At 50.6% G+C, this 17,793-nt stretch carries 9 protein-coding genes; all 9 read left to right on the forward strand.

Annotation, left to right across the window (positions count from 1 at the left end; all coding sequences use genetic code 11):
* Positions 1 to 11: 11 nt before the first annotated feature.
* The 9 genes from BUB18_RS08740 to BUB18_RS08780 all read left to right on the forward strand — a co-directional run bounded on the left by BUB18_RS08740 (position 12) and on the right by BUB18_RS08780 (position 17,765).
* Positions 12 to 932, forward strand: coding sequence for a glycoside hydrolase family 43 protein (locus BUB18_RS08740; RefSeq protein ID WP_073080452.1), 921 nt, complete (start codon positions 12 to 14; stop codon positions 930 to 932).
* Entirely contained in the window at positions 929 to 2,752 is a 1,824-nt protein-coding gene (locus BUB18_RS29825; protein ID WP_073079969.1) for a sialidase family protein, read from the forward strand. Before BUB18_RS08740 ends, BUB18_RS29825 begins: the two co-directional genes overlap by 4 nt.
* Complete coding sequence (locus BUB18_RS29830) at positions 2,749 to 4,287, forward strand: MGH1-like glycoside hydrolase domain-containing protein (RefSeq protein ID WP_073079971.1); 1,539 nt, start codon at positions 2,749 to 2,751, stop codon at positions 4,285 to 4,287. The genes BUB18_RS29825 and BUB18_RS29830 overlap by 4 nt, the downstream gene beginning before the upstream one ends.
* On the forward strand, positions 4,284 to 7,037 hold the full coding sequence (locus BUB18_RS08755; protein ID WP_073079973.1) for a glycoside hydrolase family 2 protein: 2,754 nt from the start codon (positions 4,284 to 4,286) through the stop codon (positions 7,035 to 7,037). Before BUB18_RS29830 ends, BUB18_RS08755 begins: the two co-directional genes overlap by 4 nt.
* Positions 7,034 to 10,837, forward strand: coding sequence for a family 78 glycoside hydrolase catalytic domain (locus BUB18_RS08760; RefSeq protein WP_073079975.1), 3,804 nt, complete (start codon positions 7,034 to 7,036; stop codon positions 10,835 to 10,837). The genes BUB18_RS08755 and BUB18_RS08760 overlap by 4 nt, the downstream gene beginning before the upstream one ends.
* 15 nt (positions 10,838 to 10,852) lie before the next feature.
* The gene (locus BUB18_RS29960) at positions 10,853 to 13,054 is read left to right on the forward strand and encodes a sugar phosphate isomerase/epimerase family protein (protein ID WP_073079977.1); all 2,202 of its coding nucleotides are present in this window, start codon (positions 10,853 to 10,855) and stop codon (positions 13,052 to 13,054) included.
* A gap of 96 nt (positions 13,055 to 13,150) precedes the next feature.
* On the forward strand, positions 13,151 to 15,046 hold the full coding sequence (locus BUB18_RS08770; protein WP_073079978.1) for a right-handed parallel beta-helix repeat-containing protein: 1,896 nt from the start codon (positions 13,151 to 13,153) through the stop codon (positions 15,044 to 15,046).
* 11 nt (positions 15,047 to 15,057) lie between these two features.
* Positions 15,058 to 16,188 (forward strand): Gfo/Idh/MocA family protein, encoded by a 1,131-nt coding sequence (locus BUB18_RS08775; RefSeq protein ID WP_073079980.1) that lies wholly within the window; start codon positions 15,058 to 15,060, stop codon positions 16,186 to 16,188.
* The gene (locus BUB18_RS08780) at positions 16,185 to 17,765 is read left to right on the forward strand and encodes a sodium:solute symporter family transporter (RefSeq protein WP_073079982.1); all 1,581 of its coding nucleotides are present in this window, start codon (positions 16,185 to 16,187) and stop codon (positions 17,763 to 17,765) included. Before BUB18_RS08775 ends, BUB18_RS08780 begins: the two co-directional genes overlap by 4 nt.
* Positions 17,766 to 17,793 lie beyond the last annotated feature (28 nt).

Here is a 17,793-nt window from a genome sequence, read left to right on the forward strand (position 1 = left end):
TGTCTGCCTATATGCCAAAACAGCTGATATATTTCCTGGTGTGCCTGCTCACCACCCTCGCATCCTGCTCGCAGCGGGCTTATCTGTTCACGTCTTTTCGCGAACCAGCTACAGACGGACTTCGGCTGTTGTATTCCTACAATGGCTATACGTGGAAGGATATGGATACCGTATTCCTGAAACCGGCGGTAGGCCACCAAAAAGTGATGCGTGACCCAAGCATGGTGCAGGGCCCTGACGGTACCTTTCACCTCGTGTGGACCAGTAGCTGGCGCGGTGATAAAGGCTTTGGTTATGCCAGCTCCAAAGATCTGCTGCATTGGTCGCAGCAGGGTTTGCTGCCGATTATGAATGAAACAGCAGCAGTGAATGTATGGGCGCCTGAACTATTTTATGATAAAACAGCGGACGATTTCAAAATCGTTTGGGCCGCCTGCATTCCCGGTAAATTTCCAAAAGGGCTGGAGGAGGACAGTAACAACCACCGGCTGTATTACACACATACAAAGGATTTAAGGGCTTACGGGAGATGTGAACGCTTCTTTGATCCGGGGTATAGTGTAATCGACGCCGTTATTGTGCAGCAGTCCAACAACAAATATGTATTGGTGTTTAAAGACAATACCCGCCCGGAGCGTGACCTGAAGGTAGCACATGGCAGCAGCCCGCTGGGGCCATGGACCAATATCTCCGCCCCGTTTACGGACAAGCTCACGGAAGGCCCGTCGGTAGTAAAGTTCAAAAATAAATGGCTGATCTATTACGATGCCTATGGCAAAAAAACATACGAGGCCGTGGAAACAAAGGACTTCCATACATTTCAGCCGCCCACACATAAAATCGATTTACCGGAAGGCCATAAGCACGGTACCATTGTGCCGGTAAAAAAGAAAGTAGTTAAAGACCTGTTGAAACAACTCGGAAAACCATGAAGCTGATCAGCAACAGATACCTGCTGCTATCCGTGTGTATGCTGCCGTTACTGGCCACTGCGCAGGATACGGTTCGGTATACAGGAACAACGTTATCAAATGTAGACTACCACCATGGCCAGCTGTCGCCGGCCATTGGCGTACATAATATCCAAACCATGCGGGCCAACAGAGCGGATACCGGCGTTAGCAGCTGGACCTACAACCACGCACCCATGCTGGCCTACTGGAACCATCGCTTTTACCTGGAATACCTCAGCAATCCGGTGGGAGAGCATGTGCCGCCCGGCAGAACGCTGCTGCAGTGGTCGGAGGACGGCTACCACTGGCATACGCCCGTCGTTATTTTTCCGGAATATGAAATCCCCGATGGCTTTGTAAAACCAGGCCGTACAGACACTGCAAAAAATAATCTCGCCGTAATGCACCAGCGCATTGGCTTTTATACTTCCAAATCCAATCGATTGTTTGCCCTGGGCTATTACGGCATCGTGCTGGGTCAAAAGGATGATCCCAACGATGGTAATGGTATCGGTCGCGTGATCCGGGAAATTAAGGCTGATGGCAGTTTTGGGCCGGTTTATTTCCTTCGTTACAACCATAACTTCAACGAAAAAAATACCAGCTACCCGTTTTATAAATCGGCTAAAGACAAAAATCTGGTTGCCGCCTGTGAAGAGATTTTGCATAACGGACTGCTCATGCAGCAGATGGTGGAAGAGTCGGACAGGAACGATGAACTGATCCCGTTGAAAAAAGACTTTAAAGCACTCAGCTATTACCATCTGCCAGATGGTCGCGCTGTAGGCCTCTGGAAATATGCGCTCACCAGCATTTCCAATAACGAAGGTCAGACGTGGCAATATAATCCCACCCGTGCTCCCGGCTTTGTGAATGCCAATGCCAAAATCTGGGGGCAGCGTACTGCTGATGGCAGGTATGCCACCGTATACAACCCTTCTGAATTTCGTTGGCCCCTGGCCGTTAGTACCAGCGCGGATGGGTTAAACTATACCAATCTTTTATTGGTTAACGGGGAGATATCAACCCTGCGTTACGGCGGTGCCTATAAAAGCTACGGTCCCCAGTATGTAAGGGGCATCCAGGAAATGGATGGCCATCCGCCGGATGGCAATATGTGGGTGACTTACAGCATGAATAAGGAGGATATATGGATTAGCAGGATACCGGTGCCTGTTACGGACAAGCAAACCACCGACGTGCAGGAATTATTTGCGGATATGCCGGCTGAGCAGGCACTCCGTTACTGGAATATTTATAGCCCGCTCTGGTGCAGGGTAGCCATGGATGGTGGGGCCTTGTCGCTGTCGGACAGCGACCCTTTTGATTACGCCAAAGCCGAACGTGTATTTCCGGAAGCCAGGAAAGTAACACTTTCCTTCGGCCTCACACCACAACAAACCAACCTCGGTACCCTGGAAATTGAAGTTACCGATCCTAAAGGTACTCCCTGCCTGCGTTTGCTGCTGGACTCTACCGGTACTGTATATACGAAGCAGGGCTACAGAAACCGCAGCGTCGGTAAATACAAAGCTGGAGAGCAGTTGCATATTACGCTGGAGTTGAACACCGCTACCCGCTTTTACACGGTTAGAATAAATGATGCCAAACCTCAACTGAACGTTTACTTTGCTCCGGTGGCGAGTGTGAATCGCATTGTTTTTCGTACAGGGCCTACCGTTAGGTTTCCGGATGCAGATACCCCAACGGATCAGGATTATGACCTACCGCAGGCGGACAGCAAAGCTCCCGAAGCTCGTTACCTCGTTCATTACCTGAAAACAAACACCCGGCCATGATGAAGAAAATACTTGTTGCATTGGTGCTGGCATCCGGAGTGGTAACCGCACAGTCAAAATACGCCGGTAAACCAATGGTGCTGCGGTTTGCAGACTATCAACACTACGTGACGTACTTCAATACCATGGAGGACGAAAATATCAGACAGGCAGTTCCGAACGACAGTGCCTGGGCCTGGATGCAGCAGAATATCCCACTCTTTGACTGCCCGCAGCAGAATTTTGAGGAACTGTATTACTACCGCTGGTGGACCTTACGCAAGCATATCAAGCATACAGAGAAGGGTTATGTATTCACGGAATTCCTCATCCAGCGTTCTTACGCGGATAAGTATAACCTCATTTCCAGTGCCTTAGGGCACCATATCTACGAATCAAGATGGCTGCATCATCCGCAGTACATGAATGATAACCTGCACATTTGGTACCGGGGCAACAATGGCGGGCCTATGAAAAAGCTGCGTTTTTACAGCAGCTGGAATATAGACGCCATATACAATCGCTACCTGGTAAACAACGATGCAGCGTTTGTAAAGGACCTGTTGCCTGACCTGCAAAATGATTACAGTGCCTGGGAACAGGAGCGCCGCCTGCCTTCCGGCTTGTTCTGGCAATATGACGTACGGGATGCGATGGAAGAAACTATTAGTGGTGGCCGCAAGGAAAAGAATGCCCGCCCGTCTGTCAACAGCTACATGTATGGCAATGCCCGCGCACTGGCTGCCATTGCTGCGTTGGTCGGGTTTGCAGATGCAGCCGCGCTGTATAATCGCAAAGCGGATACCATCAAACAACTGGTGCAATCCAGACTCTGGAACAGCGAGCATCAGTTTTTTGAAGTCCTCAAGGAGGCAGACACGCTCTCCGGTGTAAAGGAAGAAATCGGATTTATTCCCTGGTACTTTCAGCTGCCTGATGCCGCATACAACGTAGCCTGGCGCAGTTTAACGGACACCAAAACGTTTTGTGCACCTTTCGGTATCACGACTGCTGATAGGAGTCACCCGGCGTTTAGGAGTCATGGCTGCTGCAAATGTGAATGGGATGGCGCGGTGTGGCCCTTTGCTACGGCACAAACGCTCACGGCGCTGGCCAGCGTGCTGAATAGCGGGCAGCCCGCCCATATTGCGGACAGCAACTATTTTAAGTTACTGCAAACTTATGTGGAGTCGCAATACTACCGTGGCCACCCTTACATTGGTGAGTATCTCGATGAGAAAACCGGCTACTGGCTGAAAGGAGATGAGGAGCGGAGCCGCTATTACAATCATTCCACTTTTAATGACCTGATCATTACCGGCCTGGTAGGCCTGCGGCCTGCTGCCGGCAACGAACTGACCATACATCCCTTGCTGCCAGCAGGCACCTGGGACTGGTTTTGCCTGGATAACGTATTATATCACGGCAAGTATATTACCATCATCTGGGACAAGGATGGTAGTAAATACAGGAAAGGGAAAGGATTCAGTTGCTGGGTAAATGGTAAAAAGGTGGCCGCAGCGCCTGTGCTGCAGCCTATTACAGGAAAGCTATGAAACAATTCGGGTACTTAATTATAGCGCTGCAAATATTGCTGCTGCCGGCACTGGCGCAACAAACAAAGAAAGTATATCTCAGTGGTACTGGCGGCGATGATGCCGTCAACTGGCAATTTTTCTGCACTGCCGGCAGCAATGCCGGTAAATGGACAACCATCCCTGTGCCATCCTGCTGGGAGCTGCAGGGCTTTGGAAAATACAACTACGGCTTTGCAAAAGACAGCATGCGTGGTAAGGAGTCCGGTTTATATAAATATACCTTTGATGTACCCGCGTCCTGGAAAAGCAACACCATCAACCTGGTGTTTGAAGGGGTAATGACAGATGCTACGGTGAAGGTCAATGGCAAATCAGCCGGGGTTATACACCAGGGTGCCTTCTATGCTTTTAAGTACGACATTTCTGCATTACTGCATTACGGCAAAAAGAATATGCTGGAAGTGAAAGTGGACAAGCATTCCGCAAATGAGTCAGTAAATGCGGCGGAGCGCCGCGGTGATTACTGGATATTTGGCGGCATCTTCCGGCCGGTATGGCTCGAGGTGCTACCGGCTACGCATATACGTAACACAAGTATCAATGCGGCAGCGGATGGCTCCTTTGCCGCAACTGTAGCAGCTACGCCGCAGGGCGACAGCCTGGTAGCCACTATTTACGACCACAACAATCAGGTATTTGGCAGCACCACCGGCCATAAAACCCAGGAGGGATTTGTGGTGAATGCCCGCTTTGCCTCGCCTGTGCTGTGGAATCCCGAGGCTCCCTACCGCTACAGCGTTACCTTCTCCCTATATAAAAACAAACAACTGCAACATAATGTGACGGAGCATGTAGGCTTCCGCACCGTGGAACTGAAACAACGGGATGGCATATACGTAAATGGGGTGAAGGTAAAAATGAAAGGCGTGAACCGCCATTCCTTCCGCCCGGAAACCGGGCGCACGCTGAGTCGCCGCAACAGCATTGAAGATGTACAGCTGATCAAAGATATGAACATGAACGCCGTTCGTATGAGTCACTACCCGCCGGACGATCATTTCCTGGATGCATGTGACTCCCTCGGCCTCTTCGTGATGGACGAACTGGCAGGCTGGCATGGGCACTACGATACGCCTACCGGCACTAAGTTGTTGAAGGAAATGATGCAGCACGACCGCAATCATCCTTCTATTGTTATGTGGGCCAATGGCAATGAAGGTGGTCATAACCGCGACCTCGATTCCCTGTTTTACGCCTTGGACCCGCAACAGCGGCCACTGGTGCACCCCTGGGAGTTATTTAATGGTATCGAAACGCAGCATTACCGCGAATACAATTACGGCATTGGTAACTACAACGACGGCCCCGAGATCGTGATGCCAACGGAGTTCCTCCATGGGCAGTTTGACGGAGGGCATGGGGCAGGCCTGGAAGATTATTGGGAGAAGATGTGGCATGATCCGCTTAGCGCCGGCGGTTTCCTCTGGGACTTCGCCGATCAGGGCGTGCTCCGGAAGGACCTGCACGACTCTCTGGATACCGATAAGCAACGCGGCGCCGATGGCATCGTAGGCCCGCACCACGAAAAGGAAGCCAGCTTTTACAGTATTAAGGAAATATGGAGTCCTGTATATATAGGGAGAAGAGAAATTACACCCGGCTTCGATGGCCGCTTTACACTGGAGAACCGCTACCACTATACAAATCTCCAACAATGTAAATTTAACTGGACACTCAGACGACTGGCTTCCGGGCAAACAAAAAGTGGAACGGCAGCAGCTCCGGATATAGCCCCTTTGCAGCAAAGTGCGCTGCAACTCAACCTGCCGGCGGACTGGGGCACTTACGATGTATTACAACTACAGGTTTGGGATAGCCATGACCGTGAGCTCACGTTACATACCTACCCAATACGCCGCCCTGCCCAGGTAGCAGCGGACATAGTATCCCTTTCAGGCAATAATACAATCAGCACCTCCCAAAAGGATTCATTGCTCACCATAGCTGTGTCAGATGTTAAGCTGACATTTAATATGAATAGCGGACTACTCACCACAGTGAGCAATACAAAAGGTGATATACCTTTTGCCGCTGGTCCTATAATTGTTGAAGGGACAAATAATTTTGCTAAATTATCGCGTCGCGAGGAAAACGGGCAGCTGATACTCGAATCTGACTTCCATAAAAAAGAGGCTTATAATACCATCCGCTGGACGATTTACCCATCTGGATGGATCAAATTAGACCTGCACTATTTTCCTGCGGCCTATTTTTCAAACTATGTGGGAGCAAGTTTTAATTTTCCAGAAACAGCCGTTACCGGCGTGACTTATATGGGCGATGGGCCCTACCGCGTTTGGAAAAACCGCCGTAAAGGTGTACAGCTGGGCGTTTGGAATAAGTCGTATAACAACACTGAAACAGGGGAGTACCCATGGGTATACCCGGAATTTAAAGGCTACCATGCCAACCTTTACTGGGCGCAGTTTCATATGAAGGACAATAGTTTTAAAGTGGTGAGTGCTACTGAAAATATTTTTCTGCGCCTGTTTACACCAGCCTGGAAAACAGACCAGTGGCATAACTACGAGCCGCTGTTTCCGCCTGGTGACATTTCGTTTTTGCAGGGCATAAGCAGCATCGGCACTAAAACACAGCGGAATGAAACCACCGGGCCAATGGGCATGAAGAATATTTATTACGATTATGAAAAAGAGCCATCCCGGGCTTTATCTATGACTTTATATTTTGATTTTTCCGGTAAATGAAAAAAGTAACCTTCCAATTGACATTACTGCTGGCCTGCCTCTTATGCGCCATTCAGGTATCTGCGCAGGTAACCATCCGGGAGCAGCGCTGCGAATCGCTCCGCAATCCCCGGGGCATTGATGTTACAGCGCCACGCCTCAGCTGGCAGCTGCAATCAACGCAGCGGGATGTGCAGCAAACGGCTTACCAGGTGCTGGTGGCCAGTTCCCAAGCCCTGCTGGACAAAAACCAGGGCGACCTCTGGAACAGCGGTGTAGTGCAGTCTGACGCTACATTGCATATTCCTTATGCAGGAACACAGCCGCTGAGTGGGCAACAATGTTTTTGGAAAGTGAAATCATGGACCAATAAAGGGCAAACTGCCTGGAGTACAGCAGCTACCTGGAGTATGGGCCTGCTGCGGGATACCGACTGGAAAGCGGTATGGATCGGCTATGACCATGCTTCTCCATTCGATAGTATTTCTCAGTGGTCACGTTTGTCAGCCCGCTATTTCAGAAAAGCATTTACGGCAAAAGGCCCTGTGAAACGCGCCACCGTGTATGCTTCCGGCCTGGGTGTGTATGAACTGAATATCAACGGTAAGCGCATCAATAGTTACGGACTAACGCCGGCGCCTACTGATTTTAATAAAACAGTGCTCTATAATACTTTTGATGTTACGGGAGATATCAAAGCCGCCAATGTAATATCCACCGTGGTGGGCAATGGCCGCTATTTCACGATGCGGCAGAATTATAAACCCGCTAAGCACGCCACGTATGGCTTCCCTAAATTACTGCTGCAACTGGAAATTGAATATGCCAATGGGGATAAACAGATAGTGGCTACCGATCAGTCGTGGAAACTCAATGTAGACGGACCTATCCGCACCAACAACGATTACGACGGCGAAGAATATGATGCCACCAGGGCATGGACCAACTGGCAGCAGCCGGGCTTTGATGATCATACCTGGTTGCAGCCCGAACTGGTGGAGGCACCTGCCGGTAAGCTCACTGCACAAATGATCCCGCCGGTGAAGGTGATGCAAACGATTAAACCTGTATCCATTAAGCCATTGCGGGCAGGGAGATATATACTGGATATGGGCCAGAATTTCGCGGGCTGGCTGAAAATTAAAGTCAACGGCAAGCGGGGAACCATATTGACCCTCAGATTTGCAGAAAGCCTTCAATCCGACGGACAACTCTACGTCGCCAACCTCCGCGACGCGAAAGTAACGGATAAGTATACACTGAAAGGTGGTGGCCCCGAATCCTGGCAACCCACCTTCGTTTACCATGGTTTCCGCTTCGTGGAAGTGAGTGGTTTCCCCGGAACGCCCACCATCAAAGATTTTGAAGGACAGGTACTCTACGATGATATGGCTACCACCGGCACGTTCACCTGCTCAGATTCCATCATCAACGCCGTACATAACAATGCCTGGTGGGGTATTGCCTCCAACTACAAAGGTATGCCGATGGACTGCCCCCAACGCAATGAACGCCAGCCCTGGTTGGGCGACCGTGCCACCGGCGCAGGGGGAGAAGCCTTCCTCTTTAACAATGCCGCCCTCTATGCCAAATGGCTCAATGACATCGAAGATGCACAAACGCCGGAAGGCGCCATCCCCGATGTAGCACCTGCCTACTGGCGGTATTACTCGGATAACATCACCTGGCCGGGTACCTACCTCATGGTGGCCGATATGCTGTACCGCCAGTATGGCGATGAGCAGGCCATCGTCCACCATTATCCCTCCATGAAAAAGTGGATGGTTTATATGAAAAACATGTACCTGAAAAATGGTATTATGACCAAGGATAAGTATGGCGACTGGTGCGTGCCACCTGAAAACCTCACAAGTATTCATGCTAAAGACAGTACACGTACCACCAACGGGCAACTGCTGTCCACCGCTACCTATTATTATCTCCTCGGTATGATGAAACGCTTTGCCACCATTGCCCACCAGGAAGCAGATATAGCGGACTATCAACAACAGCGTGATTCCGTACGCAATGCATTTAATAACAGGTTTTACCGCGCAGACAAAAAGTACTACGACAATAACACCGTTACCGCTAACCTGCTGCCGCTTTATTTCGGTATGGTGCCGGATGGCCAGCAGGAAGCCGTGTTCAACAGCCTGTATAACAAGATCAAGATCACCGATAAAATGCATATCAGCACCGGTGTAATCGGTACCCAATGGCTGCTTCGGGGCCTCAGCAACTTCCGGCGCAGTGATATCGCTTTCACCCTCGCCAGCAACGATACCTATCCCAGCTGGGGCTATATGGTAAAAAATGACGCCACCACCATCTGGGAGCTGTGGAACGGTAATACGGCCAACCCGGAAATGAACTCACAAAATCATGTGATGTTGCTGGGCGACTACCTCATATGGCTATACGAAAACCTGGCAGGTATCAAGTCAGACAATAATGCCATCGCCTTTAAGCACCTCGTGATGAAACCGGAAAACATTGACGGACTTGATTTTGTAAACGCCACCTACCAAAGTGCTTCTGGTACAGTTGGTAGCAACTGGAAAAAGAGCCCGCAGCAATTCGCCTGGCAAATCAATATTCCTGCTAATACTTCGGCAACAGTATATATCCCCGCCAATGATCCGGCAGGCATCACAGAAAGTAATAAGCCACTGGAAAAAGCCACTGGCGTACGTTTCCTTCGCATGGAAGGCAGATACGCGGTAGTGGAATTGAAATCCGGCACATATAACCTGCGCAGCAATTTTAGTTTCAGAAAAGGGATCGTGAGAGATGAATTTATTTTCCGCAGGGCCGCTTTCCCGGAAAGCCATGCAGCCACCATCGCCGAAACCACGGAAGGTTTAGTGGCCGCCTGGTTTGGCGGAACGAAGGAAGGCTTCAAAGATGTATGCATCTGGACCAGCCACTTTAAAAACGGTCAATGGACCAGCCCTGTTATGGTTGCCGATGGCGTTTTAAACGATTCCACCCGCCACGCCTGCTACAACCCGGTTCTGTATTATACGCCGGAAAAAGAACTGCTGCTCTTCTATAAAATAGGTCCGAATGTAGCCGGCTGGACAGGCTGGATGATGCGCTCCCGCGATAATGGTAAAACATGGAGTAAGCGGGAAGCCCTGCCGGAAGGCTTTTTAGGCCCCATTAAAAACAAGCCGGTATTGCTGGATGGTAAGCTCATTTGTCCGTCCAGCACTGAAAAGGACGGCTGGAGAGCACATCTGGAAATCACCGCCGACTATGGCAAAACATGGACTAAAACGGGACCACTCAACGATGGTAAAACCGTGAGCGCCATACAACCCTCTCTGCTAACCTACGCCGATGGCCGCTGGCAGATCATGTGTCGCAGTAAAAACCGAACCATCAACGAAAGCTGGAGTACGGACCACGGTAAAGCCTGGAGTCCGATGACTGCCTCCACCTTACCTAATAACAACTCCGGTACAGACGCTGTTACGCTCAAAGACGGTCGCCAGCTGCTGGTATACAACCACGTGAAACCCGCACCTGAACTCAAAAACGGGAAAGGCGCCCGGACACCGCTGAATGTAGCCATCTCAAAAGATGGCAGGAACTGGAGTGCCGCACTGGTGCTGGAAGACTCACCGGTAAGCCAGTATTCCTATCCGTCCGTAATTCAAACCAGCGACGGCCTGGTGCACATCGTGTACACATGGCGTCGGGAACGCATTAAACATGTGGTCGTAGATCCGGCGAAGCTGGAACTTAAACCAATCGTAAACGAACAATGGCCAGGCATCCACCCGGACGATGCCACTAATGCCAACGAAGAATAAATTAAACCTGATGTTATGCTGAGATATATTTTCACCGCAATTGTACTTTTCGCTTGTCTGAAACCCGCCGCTGCACAGAATTCCGACGATCAATACCGAAAACCACTGAAGCAGGTGCTATCAGAAATAGAGAAAAAATACCAGGTGAAAATCAAATATGCCGATACGGCCATTGCCGGTAAATGGGTGACCTATGCCGACTGGAAATACCGGCCGGACGTGGAAGTCACGCTGAGCAACATTTTACAGCCACTGGAAATGAAAGTGAAAAAGGAAAGTCAAACCAGTTTCAAACTGGGAAGTTACGAGTACTACCGCTGGCCGGTGGCCGAAGGCTGGGCAGAGCTGGATCGCATAGCAGCCCAATACCAGAACTTATCTGAATGGGAGCAACGCAGGCAACAGCTGCAACCCTGCATGATGGAGGCCCTGCAACTCGCGCCACTGCCGGCTGCACCAGCCGCCGCGCCCATCACAACACCTGTCAGGAAATTCGATGGCTACACCGTTGAAAACGTTGCATTGGAGATACTTCCCGGCGTATGGGTAAATGGCTCGCTTTATAAACCTGCTAAATACAGTGGTAAAATTCCCGTGATCCTGAATCCGGAAGGCCACTGGGAAAAACAACGCTACCGGGCCGACTGCCAGCTGCGCTGCGCTGCCTTCGCCAAAATGGGCGCCATGGCTTTTAGTTACGACCTGTTTGCCTGGGGGGAATCGCTGCTGCAATTCAAACCGGAAGACCACCGCCGTAGCCTCGCCATGACCATACAGGTACTGGGAGGCATACGCATCCTGGATTATCTGCTGTCCTTAAAGCCTGCCGACCCGTCGCGTGTAGGCATTACCGGTGGCTCCGGCGGTGGTACCCACACCGCCCTGCTAACAGCATTGGATAAACGAATAACCGTATCTGCCCCGGTGGTATCCCTTTCCAGTTACTTTTATGGTGGCTGCCCCTGTGAAAGCGGTATGCCCGTTCATGACTGCGGCGGCAGAACCGATAACGTGGAAATAGCTGCTATGGCTGCGCCGCGGCCGCAACTCGTGGTGAGCGATGGAGGCGACTGGACAGATAAATTCCCGGAGCACGACCTGGGCTACCTGCAGAAAATATATGACTGGTATGGTAAAAAGGGGAACATACAAAATGTACATCTGCTGGAAGAAAAGCACGACTACGGAATTAACAAGCGCACCGCTGTATATAAATTCATGGCAAAGGAACTTGGGCTTAATGCCGCTGCTATCCTTGATGCCGGTGGCTCAGCCAATGAAACAGGTATTACCATTGAGCCGGAACAAGCCATGTACGTATTTGGAGACCATGGCGAAAAACTACCCGCACATGCAGTGAAAAGCTTTGAGCAACTGGAAACGGTATTCCAAACAGCCACGCTGCGTGCTAAACAAAACCAACGGTATAAAATCGGATTGATCGACCTGATGCTGCTGAAGCGCCAGAAAGCCGGCGCCATCACACTCACCGCACAGCTGGGAGCCGATGGTGTGGAGGTAGACATGGGCGGCCTCGGCAACAGGCCTACCTTTGACAATAAGTTGCTGACAGATTCCATTAGAAACAGCTTTCTCAAAACAGCCAGTGACAACGGCGTGGAAATATTCTCTCTGGCTATGACGGGCTACTATGCACAGTCCTTCTGTGGCCGCGAGGAATACATCCGCTCTATTGAAGACTGCATCAAAACCATGCAGCTTATGCACGTGAAAACGGCGTTCCTGCCGCTGGGCGTACAGTGCGACCTGCGGAAAAATCCGGAGGTAAGAAAGGCCGTAGTGGAGCGTTTAAAGGTGGCTGGTAAAATAGCTGCGGCAGCAGGCGTGGTAATTGGCATAGAAACCGCCCTGGATGCAAAAGAGGAGGTTAAGCTGCTGAAAGAAATTGCATCTCCCGGAATAAAAATTTATTTCAACTTTTCTAACCCGTTAAAGGAAGGCCGCGACCTGATCAGCGAACTGAAGATCCTCGGGAAAGACCGTATATGTATGATTCACGCCACCAATAAAGACAGTGTATGGCTGCAAAATGATCCGCAGATCAATCTGTATAAAATAAAGGAAACACTGGATGAAATGGGATGGAGTGGATGGCTGGTGATAGAACGCAGCAGGGATGCCAGCAAACCCACCGATACCAAATATAATTATGGTGCAAACACCACATACCTGAAAAGCATATTCCAGGAGAAATAGTAAAATCCTCCATCATTTTAATCAGGACTAACATTTTTCAGCAGTCGATGTAAAAGTAAATTTATCAGTATTCTATAACTGCTCCAGACGACAAAGATGAAACGAGTGAGTGTATATTTGTTGGCAGTTGCTGTACTGATACAGTTACAGACTCTTGCTGTCGACATCCACGTTAGTCCGGCCGGCGCTGATACCAATCCAGGCACCCGGCAACTTCCTATGGCAACTCCTGCTGCGGCCCTGCGCCATGCCAGAGAGCTCCGCCGGTTACATGACCCGGCGATCAAAGGAGGGATTCATATTATTATTCATGGCGGTACCTATCGTTTATACGAGCCCGTATTTATACGGCCGGAGGATAGCGGTACTCCTGATAGTCCCACTATTATTGAAGCCGCCAGCGGGGAAGTACCTATATTCAGCGGCGGTCAAACTGTTACCGGCTGGCAAAGGCTGACTGCTACTATACCCGGCCTTCCTGCAAGCACAAAGGGAAAGGTATGGGTAGCTGAGCTGCCTTACCATCAGTTGTTCCGGCAGTTGTGGGTCGATGACGTAAAGGCCGTTCGTGCCCGCGATGTCAGTGGCGACAGCATGACCCGCATTCTCAACTGGAATAAAGGGAATGAAACCTGTGTGATTCCATTACCAAAAGCTTTGCTGCAAGGCAATACCGCAGGACTCGAAATGTGCATTCAGCAATGGTGGGCCATTGCCAACCTGCGCATAAAATCCATACAGCCACGGGGGGACTCCGCCATGCTGCATTTCTTTCAGCCGGAAAGCAGGATTCAAAGTGGGCACCCCTGGCCGGCACCCTGGCTCTCCAAAGAAACGGGCAACTCTCCCTACTACCTCACCAACGCCATACAGCTGCTGGATGAGCCCGGAGAGTGGTACTACGATAACAACACCCGTAAATTGTATTACTGGCCGCGGCAAAACGAGGACCTGCGTACAGCCGTAGTCGTTATCCCCGAACTGGAAACCTTACTGCGTATAGAAGGTACGGCCGACTTACCCGTAACGGACCTGCATATACGAAATATTGCATTCGCGCATACCGGCTGGATTCGCCCCAGCCTGAAAGGCCACGTGCCTTTACAGGCAGGCATGTACCTGCTGGATGCCTATAAACTTAAACAGCCTGGCACTGCTGCCAAAGCTGGACTTGAAAACCAGGCCTGGATTGGGCGGCAGCCGGGTGCAGTGGAGCTGGCCTACGCGCACCGCATCCACCTCAGCGGCTGCCGCTTTCAGCACCTTGGGGCTACAGGACTGGATCTGAAAAAGGGTACCCGCTATGATACCATCGCGGGTTGCCTCTTCCGCGACATTGCAGGTACAGGCATACAGGCAGGCGTATTTGCAGACGAAGCATTTGAAACACACCTGGCCTATGATCCCGCAGACGAACGGGAGCTATGCCGCGATATACTTATCACTAATAACCTGGTAAACCAGGTGGGCAATGAAGACTGGGGCTGTGTTGGCATCAGTGCAGGTTATGTACGCGATTTTCATATTACCCACAACGAAGTCAGCGAAGTGCCATACTCCGGCATCTGCGTTGGATGGGGCTGGACAAAAGCCGTGAACACCATGCGCAACAATGTAGTGTATGCGAATAAAGTCCACCATTACGCCATGCACGTGTATGACGTAGGAGGTATTTACACTCTTTCCGCCATGCCCGGTACCAGCATCACCGAAAACTACATCGATGATATTTACAAGGCGCCCTACCCGCACGATCCCCAACATTGGTTTTACTATTACCTGGACGAAGGCTCTTCCTACATCACCGTTAAAAATAACTGGAGCCCGGCCGAAAAGGTAATGCGTAATGCCAACGGTCCGGGCAATGTTTGGGAAAACAACGGCCCCACCGTGGCGGACTCCATCAAAACCAACGCCGGCATACAATCAACCTGGCTACACCTGCTTAAAGAAATTAAACCGGTAAGCGATTACCGGCCTATCAACCACTAACGTTTACGCTTATGCTTACCATCGGTATATTAGGATTGGGAGAAGGCAGCAGCACCATATCTGCTGCCATACATAGCAAGAAAGTTCAATTGCGTATGATCTGTGATCAGGACCTTAACCTGTGCAGAAAACGGGCCGACGAGTTCAAGGCTTATGAATATACCACCGACTACCAGGAAATGCTCAATGATAAAGGCATAGATATCATTGCCATTTATACGCCGGATCACCTGCATTACGAACACGTAAAACAGGCGCTGCTACACAATAAATATGTGATCTGCACCAAACCCTTCATCGACGATCTGGCGCATGGTGCGGAACTCATTGCCCTGCAGCAGCTCAGCGGTAAGAAAGTCTTCGTCGGCCAGAGCAGCCGTTTCTTTGAGCCCTATAAAAAGCAAAGGGCAGATTTTGAGGCAGGCGTCATCGGTGAACTGATGACGATCGAAAGCTATTATAACGCCGATCACCGCTGGTTCCTGGAAAAGAAATGGGCGTTGGAAAAATCCTTCAAATGGCTGTATGGTGGCTTGAGTCACCCGGTGGACTTTATCCGCTGGTACCTCCCGGATATTGAAGAAGTGATGGGTTACGGCATGGTCAGCGCCAACGGCAAAAAAGCGGGGCTGCAGCATGAAGATACCATGCACTTTATTTTTAAATCCACCGATGGCCGCGTGGCGAGAGTCAGCGGCGCTTATACCGGCCCTACACAGCCAACCAGCCGCGACAGCGGCATGAGCTGTATCCTGAGAGGCACGCTGGGCGCCAGTCAGGCCGATTACCACGAGCTACGTTATGCCGTTACCGATACTACCGGGGAGCAGCGCGTGATCACCTGGGGCGATGAACAGTTAAATTATTATTTCCGCTTCGAAGGTCAGAAACATCATGCAGGGGAGTACCAGAATTACCTGGAATACTTTGTGGATGCCATCGAGCAAAATTACACTGCCTATCCAAATCTCTATGAAGGCATTGGCACGGTGGCGCTGCTACAGGCCATGGACCGTACATTACAAACCGGCCGCCCTGTTCGTATAAAGGACCTGCTGAGTAGGTACGGCCTGCCGGAAAACCTGCTAAGTGCACACTTACCGGATGCGCCCATTGCTGAACCACAACCATCACAGGCATGAACTGTATGCTGATAAAGCTCCATACCATTGATTACGTTATCGTGATCAGCTACCTGCTGGTATTACTGGTACTTGGCTACAGCGCCAGTTTTAAAGGGCAGAAAACCGGAGAAAACCTGTTTCTGGCGGGGAAGTCGCTCAACTGGTACAGTGTTGGCTTCAACATGTGGGGCACCAACGTAGGCCCGTCCATGTTACTCGCCTTCGCCAGCATCGGTTATTCCACCGGCATTGTAGCAGGCAACTTTGAATGGTATGCCTTCGTATTTCTCTTTTTGCTGGCAATAGTATTTGCGCCACGCTACCTGGCCAGCAAAGTGACTACCATGCCGGAGTTTATGGGACAGCGTTTTGGCGATGGCACCCGTAATATCCTTGCGTGGTATGCCCTGATAAAAATTCTTATTTCCTGGTTGTCGCTGGGACTCTTTGCCGGCGGATTTCTCGTACGGCAGATCCTTGGAATTCCCATGTGGCAGTCTGTTATAGCCCTGGTGCTATTTGCAGGACTATTCGCTTTCGCCGGCGGCCTTAAGGCCATTGCAAGGGTGAATGTATTCCAGATGATACTGCTCATCCTTGTGTCCCTGTTGCTCACCCTCATTGGGATTCACCGCGTAGGTGGCATCTCCGCACTGTTCCATAAAGCACCTGCCGGCTACTGGAACCTGATCCATCCGGCCAATGATGCTGCCTATCCCTGGCCCGCGATTTTACTGGGATATCCGGTGTCGGCCATCGCATTTTTTTGCACGGACCAGGCGATGGTACAATCGGTGCTGGGGGCCCGCAACCTGGAACAGGGGCAGCTCGGGATCAGCTTTATCGCCTGGCTGAAAATTTTATCGCTGCCACTGTTTATCATTCCGGGTATCATCTGCTTTGAGCTGTTTCCCGGCCTGCATGACCCCAGCGAAGCATATATGACACTGGTGACCAACCTTTTTCCGGCAGGCCTGAACGGCCTGGTGATCGTAGTTTTGATTGCAGTGCTGGTGGGCACCATCGGTTCTTCTCTGAACGCACTGAGTACCGTATTCACCACTGATATTTACGCGAAGAAAATAAATCCCAACGCCAGCAATCAACAGATTATCCGTACCGGGCGCATCACCGTGCTGGCCGGCTGCGTGTTTGCGATTGGTATGGCTATTGCGATTGACAGCATTAAGGGACTCAATTTATTTGACGTGTTCCAGGCCGTGCTCGGATTTATTGCGCCATCGCTGGCAGTAGTATTTCTGCTGGCGGTGTTCTGGAAACATACGAGTCGCAGAGCAGTGAATTTTACACTAGCCTGGGGATCAGCCATCAGTTTGGGGGTGGGTATCTGCTACCTCTGGATTTTTCCAAAAGACCAGTTCCCGGTATGGCCGCATTACCTCCTGTTGTCGTTTTTTATTTTTGTTTTATTGTTAGTTATGGCGATGGGAATTTCGCTGCTGGACCGTACTTCCCCCAGGGGAATACGGGTACAAGGGCAGGTGCCGGCCCGGCCAACTTCACTGGTATGGATTTCCTGGATTACCCTGGTGATCGTGATGATCAGCCTCTATCTCTTCTTTAATGGATTTTAAAACCACGTTATATAATGAAAAGAAAATC

The sequence above is a fragment of the Chitinophaga jiangningensis genome (genome assembly GCF_900142605.1).
GTDB lineage: Bacteria > Bacteroidota > Bacteroidia > Chitinophagales > Chitinophagaceae > Chitinophaga > Chitinophaga jiangningensis.